The organism is Herbidospora mongoliensis (assembly GCF_001570545.1).
Taxonomy (GTDB): Bacteria; Actinomycetota; Actinomycetes; order Streptosporangiales; family Streptosporangiaceae; genus Herbidospora; species Herbidospora mongoliensis.
In genome coordinates, this window is the sequence record NZ_BBXD01000023.1 from 43,137 (window position 1) to 61,070 (window position 17,934).

Annotated in this window: 14 protein-coding genes; 11 read left to right on the top strand and 3 right to left on the bottom strand. The window is 70.2% G+C overall.

What is annotated here, in order from left to right; genetic code table 11:
• The first annotated feature begins 75 nt into the window (after window positions 1-75).
• From AW272_RS33580 to AW272_RS33590, 3 genes are read left to right on the top strand one after another with little or no spacing between them, the layout of a single operon-like run.
• Entirely contained in the window at window positions 76-846 is a 771-nt protein-coding gene (locus AW272_RS33580) for a DUF3027 domain-containing protein (RefSeq protein ID WP_066373715.1), read from the top strand.
• A 33-nt stretch (window positions 847-879) separates the two neighbouring features.
• A complete protein-coding gene (locus tag AW272_RS33585) occupies window positions 880-3,969 on the top strand; it encodes a sacsin N-terminal ATP-binding-like domain-containing protein (protein ID WP_066374030.1) in 3,090 nt (1,029 codons plus the stop codon).
• Between the two features lie 19 nt (window positions 3,970-3,988).
• On the top strand, window positions 3,989-4,729 hold the full coding sequence (locus AW272_RS33590) for an SAM-dependent methyltransferase (RefSeq protein WP_066373717.1): 741 nt from the start codon (window positions 3,989-3,991) through the stop codon (window positions 4,727-4,729).
• Here the strand turns inward: AW272_RS33590 and AW272_RS33595 are convergent.
• Window positions 4,701-4,934, bottom strand: a complete 234-nt coding sequence (locus AW272_RS33595) for a DUF2530 domain-containing protein (RefSeq protein WP_066373718.1) — start codon at window positions 4,932-4,934, stop codon at window positions 4,701-4,703. The genes AW272_RS33590 and AW272_RS33595 overlap by 29 nt on opposite strands.
• A 265-nt stretch (window positions 4,935-5,199) precedes the next feature.
• Between AW272_RS33595 and AW272_RS33600 the strand changes: the two genes are divergently transcribed.
• The 4 genes from AW272_RS33600 (at window position 5,200) to AW272_RS33615 (ending at window position 10,622) form a co-directional block, all read left to right on the top strand.
• Window positions 5,200-6,552 carry an NCS2 family permease gene (locus AW272_RS33600; protein ID WP_245657865.1) on the top strand — a complete coding sequence of 451 codons (1,353 nt, stop codon included), beginning with the start codon at window positions 5,200-5,202 and terminating at the stop codon, window positions 6,550-6,552.
• 144 nt (window positions 6,553-6,696) lie between these two features.
• Window positions 6,697-8,631 (top strand): endo-1,4-beta-xylanase, encoded by a 1,935-nt coding sequence (locus AW272_RS33605; protein ID WP_218011153.1) that lies wholly within the window; start codon window positions 6,697-6,699, stop codon window positions 8,629-8,631.
• A 114-nt stretch (window positions 8,632-8,745) separates the two neighbouring features.
• The gene (locus AW272_RS33610; protein ID WP_066373721.1) at window positions 8,746-9,207 is read left to right on the top strand and encodes a MarR family winged helix-turn-helix transcriptional regulator; all 462 of its coding nucleotides are present in this window, start codon (window positions 8,746-8,748) and stop codon (window positions 9,205-9,207) included.
• A gap of 116 nt (window positions 9,208-9,323) precedes the next feature.
• Complete coding sequence (locus tag AW272_RS33615; protein WP_245657866.1) at window positions 9,324-10,622, top strand: MFS transporter; 1,299 nt, start codon at window positions 9,324-9,326, stop codon at window positions 10,620-10,622.
• Between the two features lie 254 nt (window positions 10,623-10,876).
• On the opposite strand, the gene AW272_RS33620 is transcribed toward AW272_RS33615, so the two are convergent.
• The gene (locus tag AW272_RS33620; protein WP_066373722.1) at window positions 10,877-11,848 is read right to left on the bottom strand and encodes an aldo/keto reductase; all 972 of its coding nucleotides are present in this window, start codon (window positions 11,846-11,848) and stop codon (window positions 10,877-10,879) included.
• A 110-nt stretch (window positions 11,849-11,958) separates the two neighbouring features.
• On the opposite strand from AW272_RS33620, the gene AW272_RS33625 reads away from it, so the two are divergent.
• Together AW272_RS33625 and AW272_RS33630 are read left to right on the top strand one after the other, a co-directional pair.
• Window positions 11,959-12,951: a hypothetical protein gene (locus AW272_RS33625; RefSeq protein WP_083958989.1), complete on the top strand. Its 993-nt coding sequence runs from the start codon at window positions 11,959-11,961 to the stop codon at window positions 12,949-12,951.
• A gap of 303 nt (window positions 12,952-13,254) precedes the next feature.
• The gene (locus AW272_RS33630) at window positions 13,255-15,630 is read left to right on the top strand and encodes an SCO7613 C-terminal domain-containing membrane protein (protein ID WP_157518997.1); all 2,376 of its coding nucleotides are present in this window, start codon (window positions 13,255-13,257) and stop codon (window positions 15,628-15,630) included.
• Here the strand turns inward: AW272_RS33630 and AW272_RS33635 are convergent.
• On the bottom strand, window positions 15,593-15,988 hold the full coding sequence (locus AW272_RS33635) for a hypothetical protein (protein WP_174551879.1): 396 nt from the start codon (window positions 15,986-15,988) through the stop codon (window positions 15,593-15,595). The two genes, AW272_RS33630 and AW272_RS33635, sit on opposite strands and share 38 nt — an antisense overlap.
• 54 nt (window positions 15,989-16,042) lie before the next feature.
• On the opposite strand from AW272_RS33635, the gene lhgD reads away from it, so the two are divergent.
• On the top strand, window positions 16,043-17,197 hold the full coding sequence (gene lhgD, locus AW272_RS33640; protein ID WP_066373726.1) for an L-2-hydroxyglutarate dehydrogenase: 1,155 nt from the start codon (window positions 16,043-16,045) through the stop codon (window positions 17,195-17,197).
• A 32-nt stretch (window positions 17,198-17,229) separates the two neighbouring features.
• Entirely contained in the window at window positions 17,230-17,934 is a 705-nt protein-coding gene (locus AW272_RS33645) for a response regulator transcription factor (RefSeq protein ID WP_066373728.1), read from the top strand.

Consider the following 17,934-nt stretch of genomic DNA (forward strand, 5'->3'; position numbering starts at 1 on the left):
TCTTACCGACGCAGTCGGATGCTGTCCGCTGTCGGCGAGGGTGAAAATCGCTCCTCAGGTAGGTGAAAATGAAGTGTGAGCCGCACCCGCGTGAGAACCCCCGCCGCAGACCAGGCCTGCGCCGCCGCCGTCGACCTGGCTCGTTCGGCGGCCGAGCACATCGCCAGGCCCGGTGAGGTCGGCGACCACCTGGGGTTCGATGCGGAAGGTGACCGCATCGTCACCCATTACTTCGCCTGCCTCGATCGAGCATACGAGGGCTGGCGGTGGGCGATCACAGTGACCCGTGCTTCGCGTGCGAAGTCCGTCACCGTCAGTGAGACCGTGCTGCTGCCAGGCAAGGGCGCCCTGCTGGCGCCCACCTGGGTGCCGTGGAGCCGCCGTCTGCGCCCCGGTGACCTGGGGCCCGGTGACCTGCTGCCGGCCGAGGCCGACGACGACCGGCTCGCGCCCGGCTTCACCACCGGCACCGCCGACGCCGAAGACGACACCGACCACCAGATGATTTTCGAATACGGCCTCGGCCGGGTGCGGGTGCTGTCGGCCATCGGCCGCGACCTGGCGGTCAACCGCTGGCACAGCGGCGAATCCGGCCCCGATTCCCCGCTCGCGACGGCGGCCCCCGCCCAGTGCTCGACCTGCGGCTTCTACTGGCCTCTCGCGGGCGCGCTGCGCCTGGGCTTCGGGGTTTGCGCCAACGAGTTCGCCCCCGACGACGGTAAGGTCGTCGCCGCCGACCACGGCTGCGGCGCCCACTCCGAGGCGACCCCGTCGCCCACCGCGGGGGGCGAGGCTCCGCAGCCGATTCTCGACGACATGGGCTACGACCCCATGCCGGAAGGCTGACCTCCCTTTTATCCCGTTATCCGGAAGCGTGTGATGAACGACCTCTTCGGCACCACCCGCCTGCGTGAGAACGTGCTCGCCGCCTGGACGGCCTCGCCCGCCCGGTTCCGCGAGGACGCCAACGCCGAGGAGGACTTCGCCCTCGGCGGTTACCGCGACCGCCTGATCATCGAGCTGGCCCAGAACGCCGCCGACGCCGCGCTGCGCGCCGGGGTGCCCGGCCGGTTGCGGCTGACGCTGCGCGACGGCGTGCTCGAGGCGGCCAACACCGGGGGCGCGCTCGACGCCGCCGGGGTCGAGGGCCTGTCCACGCTCCGGGTCTCCGGCAAGCGCGACGAGGCGGGTGCGGCCGGGCGGTTCGGCGTCGGCTTCGCGGCCGTCGTCTCCGTCAGCGACGAGCCCGCCATCGCCTCGCGGGCGACCGGCGGGGTGCGCTGGTCGCGCGCTCTCACCTCTGAGACGGTCGCCGCGATCCCCGAACTGCGGGCCGAGCTGGCCGGGCGCGAGGGCCACGTGCCGCTGCTCCGGCTGCCGTTCCCGGCCGAGCTGTCGGTCCCCGACGGCTTCGACTCGGTCGTCCGCCTCCCGCTCCGCAACCCGGCCGCCGAAGACGCCGTCCGGCGGATGCTGGAGGAGACCAGTCCGGCGCTGCCGCTGGTGATGCCCGCCCTGTCGGCGATCGACATCGAGCTCGACGGGGTCTGGCGCAGCGTCACCGCCACCGGGTGGCACGTCGTGGAGGCGTCGGGCGAGTTCACGCCCGAGCAGGTCGGCGATCTGTTCGCCGACCGGCCGACCGAGGAGCGGGCCCGGCCGTTCTGGCAGGTCCGCTGGGCCGTCCCGATCGCCGGGGTGGTGGCCCACGGCCAGGCCCGCGCCTGGGGCGACCAGGCCCGCAGGGCCGGTGAGGCGCTGGCGCTGCCGAAAGACGTGCCGTCGTCGGTGCACGCGCCGACGCCCTCCGACGAGCCGCTCGACCTGCCCGCGCTGCTGATCGCGACGTTCCCGCTGGCCACCGACCGGCGTCACATCGCGTCCGGGCCGCTGACCGACTTCCTGGTGCGCCGCTCGGCCGAGGTCTACTGCGACCTGCTGCGGTCGCTGCCGCGCACTCCCCGGCTGCTCGACCTGGTGCCGCAGGTGCTGGCGAAGGGCGACCTCGACGCGGCGATCCGGAGCGAGATCCTCCGGCTGCTGCCCGACCTGCCGCTGCTGCCCGCGATCTCGGCGCCCGTGGAGCCCGCGGAGCGTCACGCCGAGATCGTCAACGCCCGGCGGGTGGCCGACGGGCTGGCCCCGGTCTCCCTCGCCGACGAAGAGGAGCTGGTCATCGCCGGGCGCGACGCCCGGGTGGTGGCCGGGCCCAGCGAGTTCCTGACGATGGTGGCCGAGATGGTGCCGGGGCTGCTGCCGTCCGGGTGGCCGGTGCGGCACCACGCGCTGCCGGGGCTGAGCATCCGCCGCATCGAGCTCGCCGACGTGATCGACATGCTCTCCGGCGACGCCGTGGAAGACCGGTCGCCGTCCTGGTGGCGCGCGCTCTACCAGGTGATCCCGGCCGACGACCTGGAAGCGGTCGGGGCCTTGGCGGTGCCGCTGGCCGACGGCCGGCTGGTCCGGGGCGCCCGGGGCACGCTCGTCATGACCGAGGGCGACAAGGCCCTCGACGCCTCGCTGCTGGCGCCGCTGGGGCTGCGGATCGTGCACCCCGACGCGGCCCATCCGCTGCTGCTGCGGCTGGGTGCGGCCGAGGCGACGCCCCGGACCGTCCTCGACGACCCGCTCACCCACGCCGCCGTCACCGAGTCGGCCGGTTCGGCCGACCCCGAGCCGGTCGCGCAGGCGGTGCTCGCGCTGGTCGACGCGGCCGGGCTGACCGCCGGAGAGGCGCCCTGGCTGGCCACGCTGGCGCTGCGGGGCGCCGACGGCGAGGTCTACGCCGCCGGTGACCTGCTGCTCGAAGGCGGCGACCTGGCCAAGCTGATCGACCAGGAGGCTCCGTTCGCGGCCCCCGACCTGGTCGAGAAGTTCGGCTCGCGGGTGCTGGCCGCCGCAGGCGTGCTCGACGGGTTCGCCGTGGTCAACGACTCCGATGTGGTCCTCGACGCCGACGACTGCGACCACGACCTCGACCGCGAAGACGAATGGCTCGACGCCGTCCTCGACCTGCTGCCCGAGCTCGACGTGCCGCCGGTGGCGCGCGAGTTCACCGCCATCCGCGACCTCGAATACGTCGCCGACTGGGCCGCCGGGCTGCCCCTGCTGGCCCGGCCGCCGCTGCGCGCCGCCCTCCAGCCGCTCCGGGTGGTCGCCAACGGCGAGGTCCACGAGGTGCCGTCCTACACGGCCTGGTGGCTGGCGCATCACCCCGTGATCGACGGGAAGGCGCCGACCGCCCTGCGGCTGCCGTCGGCCGACCCGCTCCTTTTCGGCCTGTACGCCGACGCGCCCCCCATCGCCGACGAGGCCGCCCTCACGATGATCGGGGTCAGGTCCACCCTGGCCGACCTGCTGGCCTCCCACGGCGGCCCCGAGGAGCTCCTGGAGCTGATGGCCGACGGCTCGCTCCCGGTCGACCGGGCCCAGCTGCGGGCCCTGTGGAAGGCGCTGGCCGAGGTCGCCCCCGACCGGGTCAGCCCTCCGTCGGCGGTCCGGGCGGTGCTCAACGGCGAGATCGTGGTCGCCGACGTCGACGGCGAGCTGGAGCCGGTTGTCGTCGAGGCGCCCGACCTGCTCGCCCTGGTGGCCGACCGGCCGCTCGTGCTGGTCGGGTTCGACCAGGCGGAGGCGCTGTCGGAGGTGCTCGACCTGCCGCTCGTCGGTGAGGTCGTCACCGGCGACGTGACCTCCTCCGGCGTCGAGGCGCCGGTTCCCGTGCAGGTGCGCAGGCTGCTTCCGGGGGCGCCCGGTTCGTACACGCGGCATGAGGAGCTGCTCGTCGACGGCAGGGCCGTGCCCTGGCGGTTCTTCGAGGGGCGCGTGCACGCCAGCGGCGTCGAAGGGCTGGCGCGCGGGCTGGCCTGGGCGGCCGGGCAGTGGAGCGACCGCCTGGCGGTCGAGGCGCTGCTGCGCGACCCGGAAAGGGTGCCGCTGCTGCTGGCGGAGGCCGACCTCGACGCGTGAAGTTTGGCAGGCTAGTCGGGTGGACCGTCATCTGATCAGTCACATCGCGCACACCGACCACCCGATCGCCGCTCCCGTGAGCGGCCAGACGATCACCCGTATCCTGCGCCGGGCCAAGCTCGGCGGCCAGCCGCGCGTCCTCGACCTCGGCTGCGGCCACGGCGTCTGGACGCTCCGCGCGCTCGCCATGCACGAAGACGCGACCGCCGATGCGGTCGACCTGCATCGGGAAGGGCTGGAGTCCTGCCGGATCATGGCCGAGCAGCAGGGGCTCGACCACCAGCTCGCCCTGCACCACATGCCGGCCGCCGACTACAAGAACGGCCTCTACGACCTGGTGATGTGCGTCGGCGCCACCCACGCCTACGGCGGCCTGGTCGAGACCGCGGCGGCGATCAAGGAGCACCTCAAGCCGGGCGGCCTGGCGCTGATCGGCGAGGGTTTCTGGGAGGTCCCGCCGAACGCGGAGACGCTGATCACGCTGGGCGCGGAACCGGGGGAGTACGCCGACCTCGCCGGCACCGTCGAGCGGGCCGAGAGCGCGGGCTACTCGACGGTCTACGCCTACACCAGCGAACTGTCCGAGTGGGACGACTACGAGTGGTCGTGGACCGGCAGCCTGCTGCGCTGGGCGGGCGACCACCCCGGCCCCGACGGCGACGCGGCACGGACGGCCGCGCTGGCCCACCGCGACATGTGGCTCAAGGGCTACCGGGGGGTGCTGGGCTTCGTCACTCTGCTGCTGAAGCGGACTTCCTGATCTTCTGGTCGCGCCTTCTGACGAACCAGAGCCCGAAGAAGCCCATGCCGACCCCGGCCACGCAGGTCCACGCGTACCAGCCATGGTCGGGCCGGACGATCAGCATGGCGATGAGGGCGACCGCCCACAGGATGATGCCGACCGTGATCGTGGCTGAGTCGTTGGTCTTGAGTGGCTCTGGATCAGGCCGCCGCTGCTGGGTCACAGTCTCACCCTAAACGTCAGCCTAAATCCGGCAGGTCACAAGTGCCCCATGTGAGGTTCGACGCGGGCCGCGTACGAAACCGCAACGAAAAAGTCACGTCGGCAGCATGGGTCTTTTCCCAGCTGGTAAGGGGTGTCACTCTGCGCTCGTGAGTGACGTCAAAACCCCCCAAAACAGTGGTTTCCTCGACAAGTATTTCCAGATTTCCGGTCGTGGATCAACGGTTGGCTCCGAGGTTCGTGGTGGTTTCGCCACGTTCTTCACGATGGCGTACATCGTCGTGCTCAACCCGATCATCCTGGGCTATGTCCAGGACGCGGACGGTCAGTTCCTCGGTGACGGAGCCGATCCCAATCTGGGGCTGATCGCCGTGGCGACGGCGCTGGCGGCCGGCCTGCTGACCATCCTCATGGGCATTGTGGCGAATGTGCCCTTCGCCCTGGCGGCGGGCCTGGGTCTCAACGCGTTCGTCGCCTACGGCATCGCCTCCCAGGTCTCCTGGGAGGACGCGATGGGTCTGGTCGTGCTGGAGGGCCTGATCATCCTGGTGCTGGTGCTGACCGGGTTCCGCACGGCCGTCTTCCACGCCATCCCGGCGAGCCTGAAGACCGCGATCTCGGTGGGCATCGGCCTGTTCATCGCGCTCATCGGCTTCGTGGACGCCGGGTTCGTGCGCAAGACGGCCGCCCCCGCTCCGCCCCTGGAGCTGGGCATCGGCGGCGGGCTGACGAGCTGGCCGATCCTGGTGTTCGTGGTCGGCCTGCTCGGCACCGCGTTGCTGGTGGCCCGCAAGGTCAAGGGCGCGATCCTGATCGGCATCGTCGGGGCGACCATCTTCGCGATCATCGTCCAGGCCATCGGGAACATCTCCGCGGCGGCCGGTGACCCGCCCAACCCGCAGGGCTGGGGACTCAACGTGCCCGCGCTGCCGGGGTTCGGCGACATCTTCGCGCTGCCCGACTTCTCGCTGATCGGCCAGTTCAGCCTGTTCGGGGCGTTCACCAAGCTGTCGGTCGTGCTGGCCGTGCTGCTGGTCTTCACGCTGCTGATCACCGACTTCTTCGACACGATGGGCACCATCGTGGGCGTCGGCAAGCAGGCGAACCTGGTGCAGGAGGACGGCACGCTGCCGAAGACGCGGGAGATCCTGCTGGTCGACTCGATCGCCGCGGCCGCCGGTGGTGCGGCGTCGGTGTCGTCGAACACGACCTACATCGAGTCGGCCTCGGGGGTCGGCGAGGGCGCGCGCACCGGGCTCGCCTCGGTGGTGACCGGTCTGCTGTTCCTCGCGTCGATGTTCCTCGCGCCGCTGGTCGAGATCATTCCGTACGAGGCCGCCGCGCCCGCGCTGGTGGTGGTCGGCTTCCTGATGATGACCTCGATCAGGGAGATCGACTTCACCGATCTGGAGATCGCCATCCCGGCGTTCTTCACGATCGTGCTGATGCCGTTCACCTACTCGATCGCCAACGGCATCGGTGCCGGGTTCATCACCTACGTGCTCATCAAGGCCGTGAAGGGCAAGACCAGTGAGGTGCACCCGCTCATGTGGCTGGTGGCCGTGCTGTTCACGATCTACTTCGCGCTCGGCCCGATCAAGATCCTCTTCGGGTTCTGAAAGTTTCAGCCTAAAGCCGATATATTGCTGGATCTCTCTCTGTCGCACGGTCGGTTCATTGACCGCTTTACCGGCCGATCCTAGCCTTCCGTGCGACACGAGCGTTACCGAAAGGTTTCGGAAAGAGGAGATCCAGTGCGTTCCTTGAAATGGCGATCTGTGGCGGCGGCGGCTCTCGCCCTCGCCTCGGCCGCCGCGACGGTGCTCGTCGCCACCCCGGCGTCCGCCGACGCGGCGTTACGCGTGCACGCCCAGGCTCGCGGCAAGTTCATCGGCACGGCGCTGGCGACCTCGCCGCTGGCGAACGAGACGGCCTACCGGAACATCGCGCAGAGCGAGTTCAACCAGGTCACGGCCGAGAACGCGATGAAGTGGAGCGACACCGAGCCGAACGACAACCAGTACACGTTCTCCGGCGCCGACCAGATCGTCAACTTCGCCACCGCGAACAACCAGCAGGTGCACGGTCACACCCTCGTCTGGCACAGCCAGACCCCGGGCTGGGTGCAGAACCTGTCGGCCACCAACATGCGCACCGCCATGAACGACCACATCGCGACGGTCGTGGGCCGCTACGCCAGCAACCCCACGGTCGTCTCGTGGGACGTGGTGAACGAGGTCTTCGAGGAGAACGGCAGCTTCCGCTCGTCGTTCTGGTACAACACGCTGGGCTCCAGCTTCATCGCCGACGCCTTCCGCGCCGCCCGCGCCGCCGACCCCGACGCGCGGCTGTGCATCAACGACTACAACGTCGAGGGCATCAACGCCAAGAGCACCGCGATGTACAACCTGGTCTCGCAGCTCCGCTCGCAGAACGTGCCGGTCGACTGCGTCGGCTTCCAGTCGCACCTGTCCACCCAGTACGGCTTCCCGAACGACCTCCAGCAGAACCTGCAGCGCTTCGCGAACCTCGGTGTCCAGGTCAGGATCACCGAGCTCGACGTCCGCATCCAGGGTTCGCGCACCTCGGCCAAGGACGCCACCCAGGCGACCTACTACCGCAACGTGGTGAACGCCTGCCTGGCGGTCACGGCCTGCGCCGGCGTGACGATCTGGGGCTTCACCGACAAGTACTCGTGGGTCCCGGACACCTTCCCGGGTGAGGGCTTCGCGCTGCTCTACGACAACAACTACTCGCAGAAACCGTCGTACACGGCCGTCCACGACGCCCTCGACGACGGCACCAACCCGACCGACACGACGCCACCGACGACCCCGGGCGCCCCGACCGCCTCCGGGATCACCTCGTCGGGCGCGTCGCTGTCCTGGACCGCGTCCACTGACTCGGGTGGTTCGGGTCTGGCCGGTTACAACGTCTACAACTCCTCCGGTACGCAGATCGCGACGTCCACCACGAACTCGGCCACCCTGTCGGGTCTGTCGGCCTCGACGGCCTACACGGTCTACGTCCGGGCGCGTGACGGCGCGGGCAACCTGTCGTCGAACTCGACCTCCACCACCTTCACCACCACGGGCGGCAGCAGCGACACCACCGCGCCCACCACTCCCGGCACCCCCGCCGCCTCATCGATCACCTCGTCGGGCGCGACGCTGAGCTGGACCGCCTCGACCGACTCGGGCGGTTCGGGTCTGGCCGGTTACAACGTCTACAACTCGGGCGGTACGCAGATCGCGACGTCCACCACCAACTCGGCCACCCTGACGGGCCTGTCGGCTTCGACGGCCTACACGGTCTACGTCCGGGCGCGTGACGGCGCGGGCAACCTGTCGTCCAACTCCGCCTCGGTCACCTTCACCACCACCGGGGGCTCCACCGGCGGGTGCACCGTCGCCGCCACCCTGCAGACCCAGTGGGGCGGCGGCTACGTCGTGCAGCCGGTGACCGTGACCAACGGCAGCTCCGCGCGCACCTCGTGGGCGATCACCTTCACCCTGCCCTCCGGCCACACCATCGTCGGCTCCTGGAACGCCGTCCTGACGGTCTCCGGGAACACGGTGACGGCGCGCAACGCCGCCTACAACGGAAACCTCGGCTCCGGCGCGAGCACGACGTTCGGCTTCCAGGTGGCGCGTCCCAGCAGCGACACCTCGACGGCGTCGGGCTACACCTGCGCCTGACCGGTATCTTTCGGGCACGGTCTCCCCTCCGGGGGGCCGTGCCCGTTCCTTTGGGCAGGTATCTCGGTGGAGGAATGTCACGGACCGACATATAGTTAGCAAAGGTAATGACTCATGCTAACGAATCCCCAGAAAACGGAACCGGCTGCGAACCTGCGCAGCGACGCCGGCCTGGCGTCCGCGCTGCGCGTGTCGCTGGCTCGGCTGACTCGCCGCCTGCGCAAACAGGCCGTGGGTCACATCCTGACGCCCACGCAGCTCGCGGCCCTGGCCGCCGTCGAGCGGCACACCACGATGACCCCCGGCGAACTGGCCGACCACGAGAAGGTGCAACCTCCCTCGATGACCAGGGTGGTGGCCCATCTGGAGGAACGCGGCCTGCTGGCCCGCTCGCCCCACCCCACGGACCGTCGTCAGGTGACCTTGTCGGTCACCCCGGCGGGCCAGGCCCTGTTGATCGAGGAACGCCGCCGCAAGGAGGCCTGGCTCGCCCAGCGCCTCGGCGAACTCACCGTGGAGGAGAAGGCGATCCTGCGCCAGGCCGCTCCGATCCTGGAAAAGCTCTCCCAAATGTGAGACGCCTGCGGTCAGCGGCGGATCTGGCGAAGTGGACGGGTATGGGGCCGGTTCGGGAGTCCGGCCCAGACCCTTTTGACGCGACCTCCGCTTCGGCGGGAGAACTCGGCTCCGACGTGGCCGTGGCGACCGAAATGGCCCTGTCGGAGCGCGAGGCCGCGTCCGAGAGATCCGGGATGTTCCGGTCGTTGCGTAACCACAACTACCGGTTGTTCCTCTCCGGCTCCGTCGTGTCCAACGTCGGGACCTGGATGCAGCGCACCGCGCAGGACTGGCTCGTTTTGAGCCTGACCGGTGGGTCCGGCACCGCGCTGGGCATCACGGTCGCGCTGCAGTTCCTCCCCATCATGGTGTTCGGGATGTGGGGCGGCGTGCTGGCCGACCGGTTCCCGAAGCGGCGCCTGCTGATGATCGCGCAGTCGCTGATGGCGGTGCTGGCGCTGGCCATGGGCGTTCTGACCGTCACCGGCCAGGCCCAGGTCTGGCACGTCTACGTGATGGCCTTCACGCTCGGCCTGCTGGCCTGTGTCGAGGTGCCCACGCGGCAGTCGTTCGTGGTCGAGATGGTCGGCCGCGACGACCTGTCGAACGCCATCGCGCTGAACAGCTCCTCCTTCAACCTGGCCCGCGTGGTCGGCCCGGCCATCGCCGGACTGCTGATCAACTGGCTGGGCGGCACCGGCCCGCTGTTCCTGGTCAACGCTCTCACCTTCTCCTTCACCATCGGCGGCATGCTGCTGATGCGGAAGACCGAACTGCGCACCCCCGAGCCGGTCAAACGCGGCAAGGGGCAGGCCAGGGAAGGGCTGCGGTATGTGTTCGGCAACCCCGACCTGCTGCTGCCGGTGCTCATGGTCGCCTTCGTCGCCGTCTTCGCCCAGAGTTTCAGCACGTCGATCGCGCTCATGTCGACCGAGGTGTTCGACTCGGGGGCGTCCGCGTTCGGCATCGCGAGCAGCGCGTTCGCCATCGGGGCCGTCGTGGGGGCGCTCCAGGCGGCCCGGCGGGTGACCCCGTCGCGGCGCACGCTGATCATCGGAGGCGTCGCCTTCGGGCTGTTCCAGATCGCGGCGGCGTTCAGCCCCGGATACTGGGCCTTCCTGGTCGCCCTGGTCCCGGCGGGGCTGGCGATGATCACCGTTCAGACGACCGCGAACTCGACTCTGCAGCTCGGGGCGTCCAGCGAGATGCGCGGCCGGGTGATGGGCATCTACGTCCTGGTCTTCACCGCCGGAGCGCCCATCGGCGCCCCGCTGATCGGCTGGATCGCCGAGATGGCCGGTCCCCGGGTCGGCATTCTGGTCTCCGGCGTGCTCAGTCTCACCGGAGTGGCACTGGCGCTGCTGGTCACGAAAATGGTCGCGGCCCGCAAAAACGTGGCCCTCAACCCCGCCCCCGCTTCGATCGCGGTCTGAGGACGGTCAGCGGCACCCCATGGGCTTGGCTAGGCTCAACGCCGTGGACCGTCCCCGCCGCTGGCTGCTGCCGACCGTGCTCGGCCTGCTCATGCTGCTCGTCGTCGTGGGCGCACTCCTCCAGTGACCCTGTCTGATGGCCGCGCCTCCGGCACGGCAGGCCGGGGCGCGCCCCGGCGGGGCCGTAACAGAAACGCTTGTGACCGGCGACGGCGGCGCGCTTTTCGACGCGCCGCCGCCCCAGGAGACGTGTTCTACCAGGCGTAGGCCTCGGGGGCGGTGCCGCCGGGGCCGGGGAAGATCTCGTCGATGCGGGCCAGGGCCTTGTCGTCGAACTTGATCTCCAGGGCTCGCAGGGAGCCGTTGAGCTGGTCGGCCGTGCGCGGGCCGATGATCGGGGCGGTGACCGCCTTCTGGTGGAGGAGCCAGGCCAGGCCGGCGTTGGCCGGGTCTTCGCCCAGCTCGTCGCAGAAGGCCTCCCACTGCTCGATCTGGGGGCGGACCTTCTCCAGGGCCTCGACCTGGTCGGGGTTGGCGCTGCGGCCCTTGTCGATCTTGCGCAGGACGCCGCCGAGCAGGCCGCCGGCCAGCGGGCTCCAGGGGATGACACCCAGGCCGTAGTCCTGGCACGCGGGCAGAACCTCGAGCTCGACCGAGCGCTCCAGCAGGTGGTATTTCGACTGCTCGCTCACCAGGCCGAGGAAGTTGCGGCGCCTGGCCGTCTCCTGGGCCTTGGCGATGTGCCAGCCGGCGAAGTTCGACGAGCCCACATAGAGGATCTTGCCCTGCTGGCGGAGCACCTCCATGGCCTCCCAGAACTCCTCGAAGGGGGTGTTCCGGTCGATGTGGTGCGCCTGGTAGATGTCGATGTAGTCGGTCTGCATGCGCTTCAGCGAGGCGTCCGCCGCGCGGCGGATGTTCAGAGCCGATAGGAAGGTGTCGTTGGGCCAGTCGCCCATCGAGCCGTAGAGCTTGGTGGCGATGACGGTCTTCTCGCGGCGGCCCCCGCCCTGGGCGAACCACCGGCCGATGATCTGCTCGGTGACGCCCTCGCCCTTCTTCCAGCCGTAGACGTTGGCACTGTCGAAGAAGTTGATGCCCAGCTCATGGGCGCGATCCATGATCGCGAAGGAGTCCTCCTCCGTGGTCTGCGGGCCGAAGTTCATCGTGCCCAGGCAGAGCTTGCTGACCTTGAGTCCGGTACGACCGAGCTGCGCGTAGTCCATGGTTCCACCTTAGGAACCTGGAGTGGACTCCAGGCCAGCCCCCAACGCGGACCAGAGCGCCCCGGCCGCCGCGCCGGGGGCGGGGCCATCGAACAGGGCAGGATGTCTTCATGGGGTGGACTTTTCGGGGGATGGCGCTGGCCGCGTTGATCCTTCTCGTATGGGCGGTTCCGGCGCAGGCCGACGACGACAAGGAGCTCTTCGAGTTCGCCGACTCCCGGATCACCGAGTCCAGTGGGCTGGCGGTGTCGCCGACGCACCCCGGGATCGTCTACACGCACAACGACAGCGCCGCGGCGGCCGTCTTCTACGCCGTCGACGGCTCCACGGGGCGGACCAAGGCGGCGTACACGATCACCAACGCCGAGGCCCGTGACTGGGAGGGCATGGCGGCCTATCGCGATCAGGCGGGGCGCGGGGTGCTGTTCTTCGGGGACATCGGGGACAACCTCGACGGGGCCTGGTCGGATATCTCCGTCTATGAAGTGGCCGAGCCGACGCGGCTCCGCGGGGGCAGCCTGGAGGCGGTCCGCTATCGGTTCCGGTACGCCGACGGGGCGCGCAACGCGGAGGGCTTGATGGTCGACCCCCGGACGGGGCGGCTGTATGTGGTGACCAAGGAGTTCGACGGGCTGATTTACGCCGCGCCCAAGCAGCTACGGACGGATCGGGTGAACGTTCTCAAGCGTGTGGGATCCGCCCCGACCATGGCCACCGACGCGGCCTTCGCCCCCGACGGGTCGAGCTTCGTGGTGCGGACCTACTTCTCGGCGACCCTCTACCGGAAGGTCGACGACGAGATCTCCGGGGTCGGGATGCCCATGCTGCGGCAGGCCGAGTCGATCACCTACTCCGCCGACGGGAAGTCGCTGCTGACCGGGTCGGAAGGGGAGCACAGCCCGGTCGTGCGGGTCCCGCTGCCGGAGGCCGCCGTGCCGAGCCCTTCGCCGACACCGAAACCCTCGAAGGCGAGCCCGGCGGCGCTGCCGGTGGCCTCCGAGTCGGAAGGGCCGGACGCCGGGTTCATGATCGTCTTGTGGCTGGGCGTGGCCGTGGGAGCGATCGGGATCATCATCGGAGTCGCCAGGTGGGCCGGACGTTAGCCAGGTGTAGGGCTGGGCGTCGCCGGGTGCAGACGGATGCCCTTGGGGCCGTATGGCGGACTTCGTGATGAGCTACGCGGTGCCTGACAGCGCGAAGCCGAGCTTCTTTGTCAGGGGCATACCGGGATACTCACCGCGAATTGAGTAGGTGCTCCATAGCGCTCACGTGGGGCGGCGCGGGATCGTTCCCGTATGCACTCCGTCGGCTCTCCTACCTGCCCCGACTGCGGTGCCCCGTTGGACGGGTCACCACGCCGATGCCCGGCCTGCGAGCTTCCGCTCCATGGCCCGATCGCGGCTGAGTTGTGGCAGCTCGACCTCGCTCTGAACGAACTACGGGGGCGCGAGGCCCGGCTGCTCGGCAGGAGGACGGAGCTGCTGACCGCGCTCCGCGCCGCCGGAGAGCACCAGCCCGCCGGTGCCGAGGCTGGGGGAGCCCCGGCACCGGCGAGCGGAACGGCGCAAGCCCAGGCGCAGGCGGGCGAACAGGTGGGAGCGCCGGGCCAGGCGTGGCAGCAGGCGGGGGCCCAAGGCCAGGCAGGGTGGGCCGGGGCGCAGGGTCCGGCGGGCTGGCAGTTGGGGAATCCAGGTCAGGCCTTGCCGCCGAAGCGGGAGATGTCGCCGTCCGCCGTCCGGAATCTGCTGCTCGGGCTCGGTGGGCTGTTGCTCGTGGTGGCGGCCGTGGTGTTCACGATCGTCAGCTGGGGTTCCGTGGGGATCGGGGGGCGGGCCGCGATTCTGCTCGGGTTCACCGGGTTGACCCTCGCCGCGCCGTTCGTGCTGGTCAGGCGGGGTCTCAAGGCGACCGCCGAGACGCTGGCGATCCTCGGGGCGGCGCTGTTCCTGCTCGACGGGTACGCCGCGTTCCAGGTCTGGTTCGAAGGGCGCGTCGGTTCGCTGCCGTACACGGCGGGGCTGATCGCGCTCGCCGCGGGGCTGTTCGCGCTCTACGGCCGGCTGGCCAAGCTGTCGTTGCCGCTTCCGGTCGCCATCGGGCTGGCCCAGTTTCCGCTGATCATCCTCAGTGCCGACGAGACGGCCGCGCACGCCGCCGGGGCGCTGATCCTCACCGCCGCCATCGATGTCGCCCTCTGGGTGACCACGAAGCAGAAGGTCGCGCTGGCCGGGCTCTTCGCGACGTGGCTGCTCGGGTGCGCCGTCGCGCTCTTCCAGTCGACCGAGTATCTCGACGACCTGTCCCGGGCCCTCACCTACGGGGGGATTCTCGCGGTGGCCGCCGCCGAGGCCGGGTTCCTGGCGCTGCGGGCGAAGAAGTATCGGCTGGTCCCGATCATCGGGGGCGTCCTGGCGGGGGTGTTCGCGGTGCGGGCGCCGCTCATGGTGGTCGTGCCGGACGAGTGGTTCATCGTGGTCATCCCGGCGATCGCGGGCGCCTTCGCGCTGGCGCTGCGCAAGGAGGCCAGGGTCACCGCGCTGGGCGTCGGGGCGGTGGCGTCGGTCGTCGTACTGGCGCCGGTCGTGGTCGTGCTGCGCGGGCCCGTCGTCGACATGGGGCGCGGCGTCTGGTCGGGCGGGCTGGGCGTCGGCGCGGGCGACTATCTGAGCCGGGCCCCTTGGATTCCGCGACTGCCCGATCTGGTGCTGGTCGTGCTGATCACCGTGGCGCTGGCGCTGACCGTCAAGAAGAAGATCTTCGCGGTGATCGCGGGCGCGGTGGCGGTCGCGTTCGTGGCGCCGGTGTTCGACCTGCCCTACCCGGTCATGATCGCGTTGCTGCTCGCGATGACCATCGCCGCCGCCACGGTGCTGGAGCCGTCGTATGCCCGGCTCGCCCTGGTGATCGGCGTGGTCGCCACGCTGTGGGCGCTGGTCAGCGAGACCGCCACGCTGGTGGTGCTTGCCGTGCTGGCCGTCATCGCGGCCTGGGTCGCCCTCAGGGACGAGAAGCTGCGCGTCTGGGCCGCCAACGTGGGCGTCCTCTGCGCCGGTGGGTTCGCGGTGGCGGCATGGCTGTCGGCCGATCAGCAGACGCGGTTCCTCCCGTTCGTGCTGCTCGCGGTGGCCGCAGCGGCCGCGCCCTGGCGGTGGACCGAGATCGGGGCGGGGGTGCTCGGGCTGGCGGGGCTGGTGGTCGTACCGGACCTGAGGACTTTCAGTCTCGCCGCCGCCACGGCCGGGGTGATCGCCGCCGGGGTGGCGCTGCGGAAGGAGCGCGGGAACGTGGCGTATCTCGCGACCGCGCTGCTGCTGATCGCCTCGTGGTCGCGGCTCTACATCGAGGACGTCACGCTCGTCGAGGCCTACACCGCGCCGTTCTCCGCCGTGCTGCTGGTGTTCGGGTGGTGGAAGGCGCGGAGCGCGTCGTCGTGGCAGGCCTATGGCGCGGGGCTGACGTTCACGCTGCTGCCCAGCCTCTTCGTGCTGTACGACCAGCCAGAAGGGTGGGTCAGGCCGCTGGCGCTGGGCCTGGTGGCGCTGGTCGTGCTGGTCGTGGGCGCGTTGAAGAGGTTGCAGGCGCCCGCCGTGCTCGGGGGGTTCACCCTCGCGGCGGTGACCATTCACGAGATCGCGCCGTGGGTGGTCGATCTGGTGCTGCTCGTGCCCCGGTGGGTGCCGATGGCGGCCGGCGGGCTCCTGCTGCTGCTCGTCGGGGCGACCTACGAGAGCCGGATCCGCGACGTCAAGCGGGTCGGCGCGGCGATCCGGGGTCTGCGGTGAAGCGTTCGACGAACTCCTCGCCCCGCAAAGCGCGCTCGACCAGGGCGATCGAGGCGGCCAGGGCCACCAGCCGGGGACCCTCGCGGCGGTAGACCTCCAAGACGGCCTCGACCACGTGGGGCGGCAGGTGCTCCTTCAGGTCGACGGCCGCGTCGCGGTAGCCCGCCCGCGCGCCCTCGACCTGGGCGCGCACGGTGTGTCCCGCCATGCGGGCCAGCGCCAGCGGGTGGCGGCGCAGCACGCCGTAGGCGCGGTAGTCGGGCGGCACCGCGTCGAGCAGCCAGTTGACCGCCGATGTCTGCCAGTCTGGGCTGCCCGGAGGCGGTATCTCGGGTGGCCATCCCGGCGGAACATACACGTCAGTCAGTCTAACCGAACGTGAGTTCGACCTCGAATATGTGACAATCAGGGCATGAAGATCGGGGTCGTCGGAGCCGGCATCCTCGGGCTCGCGGTGGCGCGCGAGCTGACCTCCCGGGGCGCCGAGGTGACGGTGCTGGAGAAGGAAGACCGCGTCGCCGCGCATCAGACGGGGCACAACAGCGGGGTCGTCCACGCGGGGATCTACTACAGGCCCGGGTCGCTGAAGGCGCGGCTGTGCCGTGAGGGAGTGGCGCTGCTGCGGGACTACTGCCAGGAGCACCGGCTGCCCTACGACGAGGTGGGCAAGCTCGTCATCGCCTCGACCCGCGCGGAACGGGCGGGGTTGCGCGAGATCGCGGATCGGGCGCGGGCGAATGGCGTACCGGATATTTCCGAACTCGACGCTCTCGGCCTGCGGGAGATCGAACCCCACGCGGTCGGTGTCGGCGCCGTGCATTCTCCCCACACCGCCGTCGCGGACTTTCCCGCCGTGGCCCGGCACCTCGCCGCAGATTTGGATGTACGGCTCTCGCACCCCGTATCGGCCATCCACGAGTCGGCCACGCACGTGGCGGCGGGTGACCTGCGCTTCGACCACCTGGTCGTCTGCGCCGGACTGGGCACCGACGCCCTGGCGGGCAAGGGAGACGTGCGGATCGTCCCGTTCCGGGGCGAGTACTTCCAGCTGAAGGGCCGGGCGAAAGACCTGGTCAAGGGCCTGATCTACCCCGTACCCGACCCGAGGTTCCCCTTCCTCGGCGTGCACCTGACGAAACGGGTCGACGGCGAGGTGCTGGTCGGCCCCAACGCGGTCATGGCGCTCGCGCTGGAGGGCTATTCGTGGCGCGACGTGCGCATCGGCGAACTGGCGCGGATTCTCGCCTGGCCCGGCACCCGCAAGATGGCCCGCCGCCATTGGCGGACCGGCCTGCGCGAGTTGAACGGCTCGCTGCGGCCCTCGGCGTTTCTCAAGGCGGCCCGTCGATATGTCCCGGCGCTTTCCGAGGGCGACCTGGTCAGGGCGGGCAGCGGCGTCAGGGCCCAAGCCGTCGGGCGGGACGGCGCGCTGATCGACGACTTCGCCATCGACAGGCACGGACGGGTGCTGATCGTCCGGAACGCGCCCTCCCCGGCGGCGACGTCGAGTTTCGCCATCGCCGGGCATGTAGCTGATTTGACGTCAGCTTTAAGCGATCCTTCATAAAGTGCTCAGGTACGTCCCCCTCGTCCGAGAAGATGCCCATAGTGACTCCTGAAGCCCGACTGCTGATCGTCGAAGACGAGCCGAACATTCTCGAACTGCTGGCCGCGAGCCTGCGGTATGCCGGATTCGACGTCAGCACCGCTTCCAGCGGCACCGATGGGGTCGCGGCGGCGACCCGCCACCGGCCCGACCTCATCGTGCTCGACGTCATGCTGCCCGACATGGACGGCTTCGACGTCGTCCGCAGGTTGCGCGGCGGCGGCACCTTCACCCCCGTGCTGTTCCTCACCGCGCGCGACGCGACCGAGGACAAGATCCGCGGCCTGACCCTCGGCGGCGACGACTACGTGACCAAGCCGTTCTCGCTGGAAGAGGTCATCGCCCGCATCCGCGCCGTGCTGCGCCGCACCGCCGGCGACCCGACCGCGCCGCCACCCCGGCTGACCTTCGCCGACATCGAACTCGACGAGGAGTCCCACGAGGTCTGGCGGTCCGGCAACCCGGTGCCGCTGTCGCCGACGGAGTTCAAACTGCTGCGCTATTTCATGGCGAACGCTGGACGGGTGCTGTCGAAGGCGCAGATCCTGGACCATGTGTGGGACTACGACTTCAGAGGCGACGCGGGGATCGTCGAGTCATACGTGTCGGTGCTCCGCCGCAAGATCGACAGCCGGTCGGCGCCGAGACTCATCCACACCCTGCGCGGTGTCGGCTACGTGATGCGAACGTCGGTGTGA

What these genes read in the sequence shown, in the direction of transcription:
- AW272_RS33585 (WP_066374030.1), top strand. Translation starts at nt 880, where the DNA reads ATGAACGACCTCTTCGGCACCACCCGCCTGCGTGAGAACGTGCTCGCC.
- AW272_RS33600 (WP_245657865.1), top strand. Translation starts at nt 5,200, where the DNA reads ATGGCGTACATCGTCGTGCTCAACCCGATCATCCTGGGCTATGTCCAG.
- AW272_RS33610 (WP_066373721.1), top strand. Translation starts at nt 8,746, where the DNA reads ATGCTAACGAATCCCCAGAAAACGGAACCGGCTGCGAACCTGCGCAGC.
- AW272_RS33620 (WP_066373722.1), bottom strand. Translation starts at nt 11,848, where the DNA reads ATGGACTACGCGCAGCTCGGTCGTACCGGACTCAAGGTCAGCAAGCTC.
- AW272_RS33625 (WP_083958989.1), top strand. Translation starts at nt 11,959, where the DNA reads ATGGGGTGGACTTTTCGGGGGATGGCGCTGGCCGCGTTGATCCTTCTC.
- lhgD (WP_066373726.1), top strand. Translation starts at nt 16,043, where the DNA reads ATGAAGATCGGGGTCGTCGGAGCCGGCATCCTCGGGCTCGCGGTGGCG.
- AW272_RS33645 (WP_066373728.1), top strand. Translation starts at nt 17,230, where the DNA reads ATGCCCATAGTGACTCCTGAAGCCCGACTGCTGATCGTCGAAGACGAG.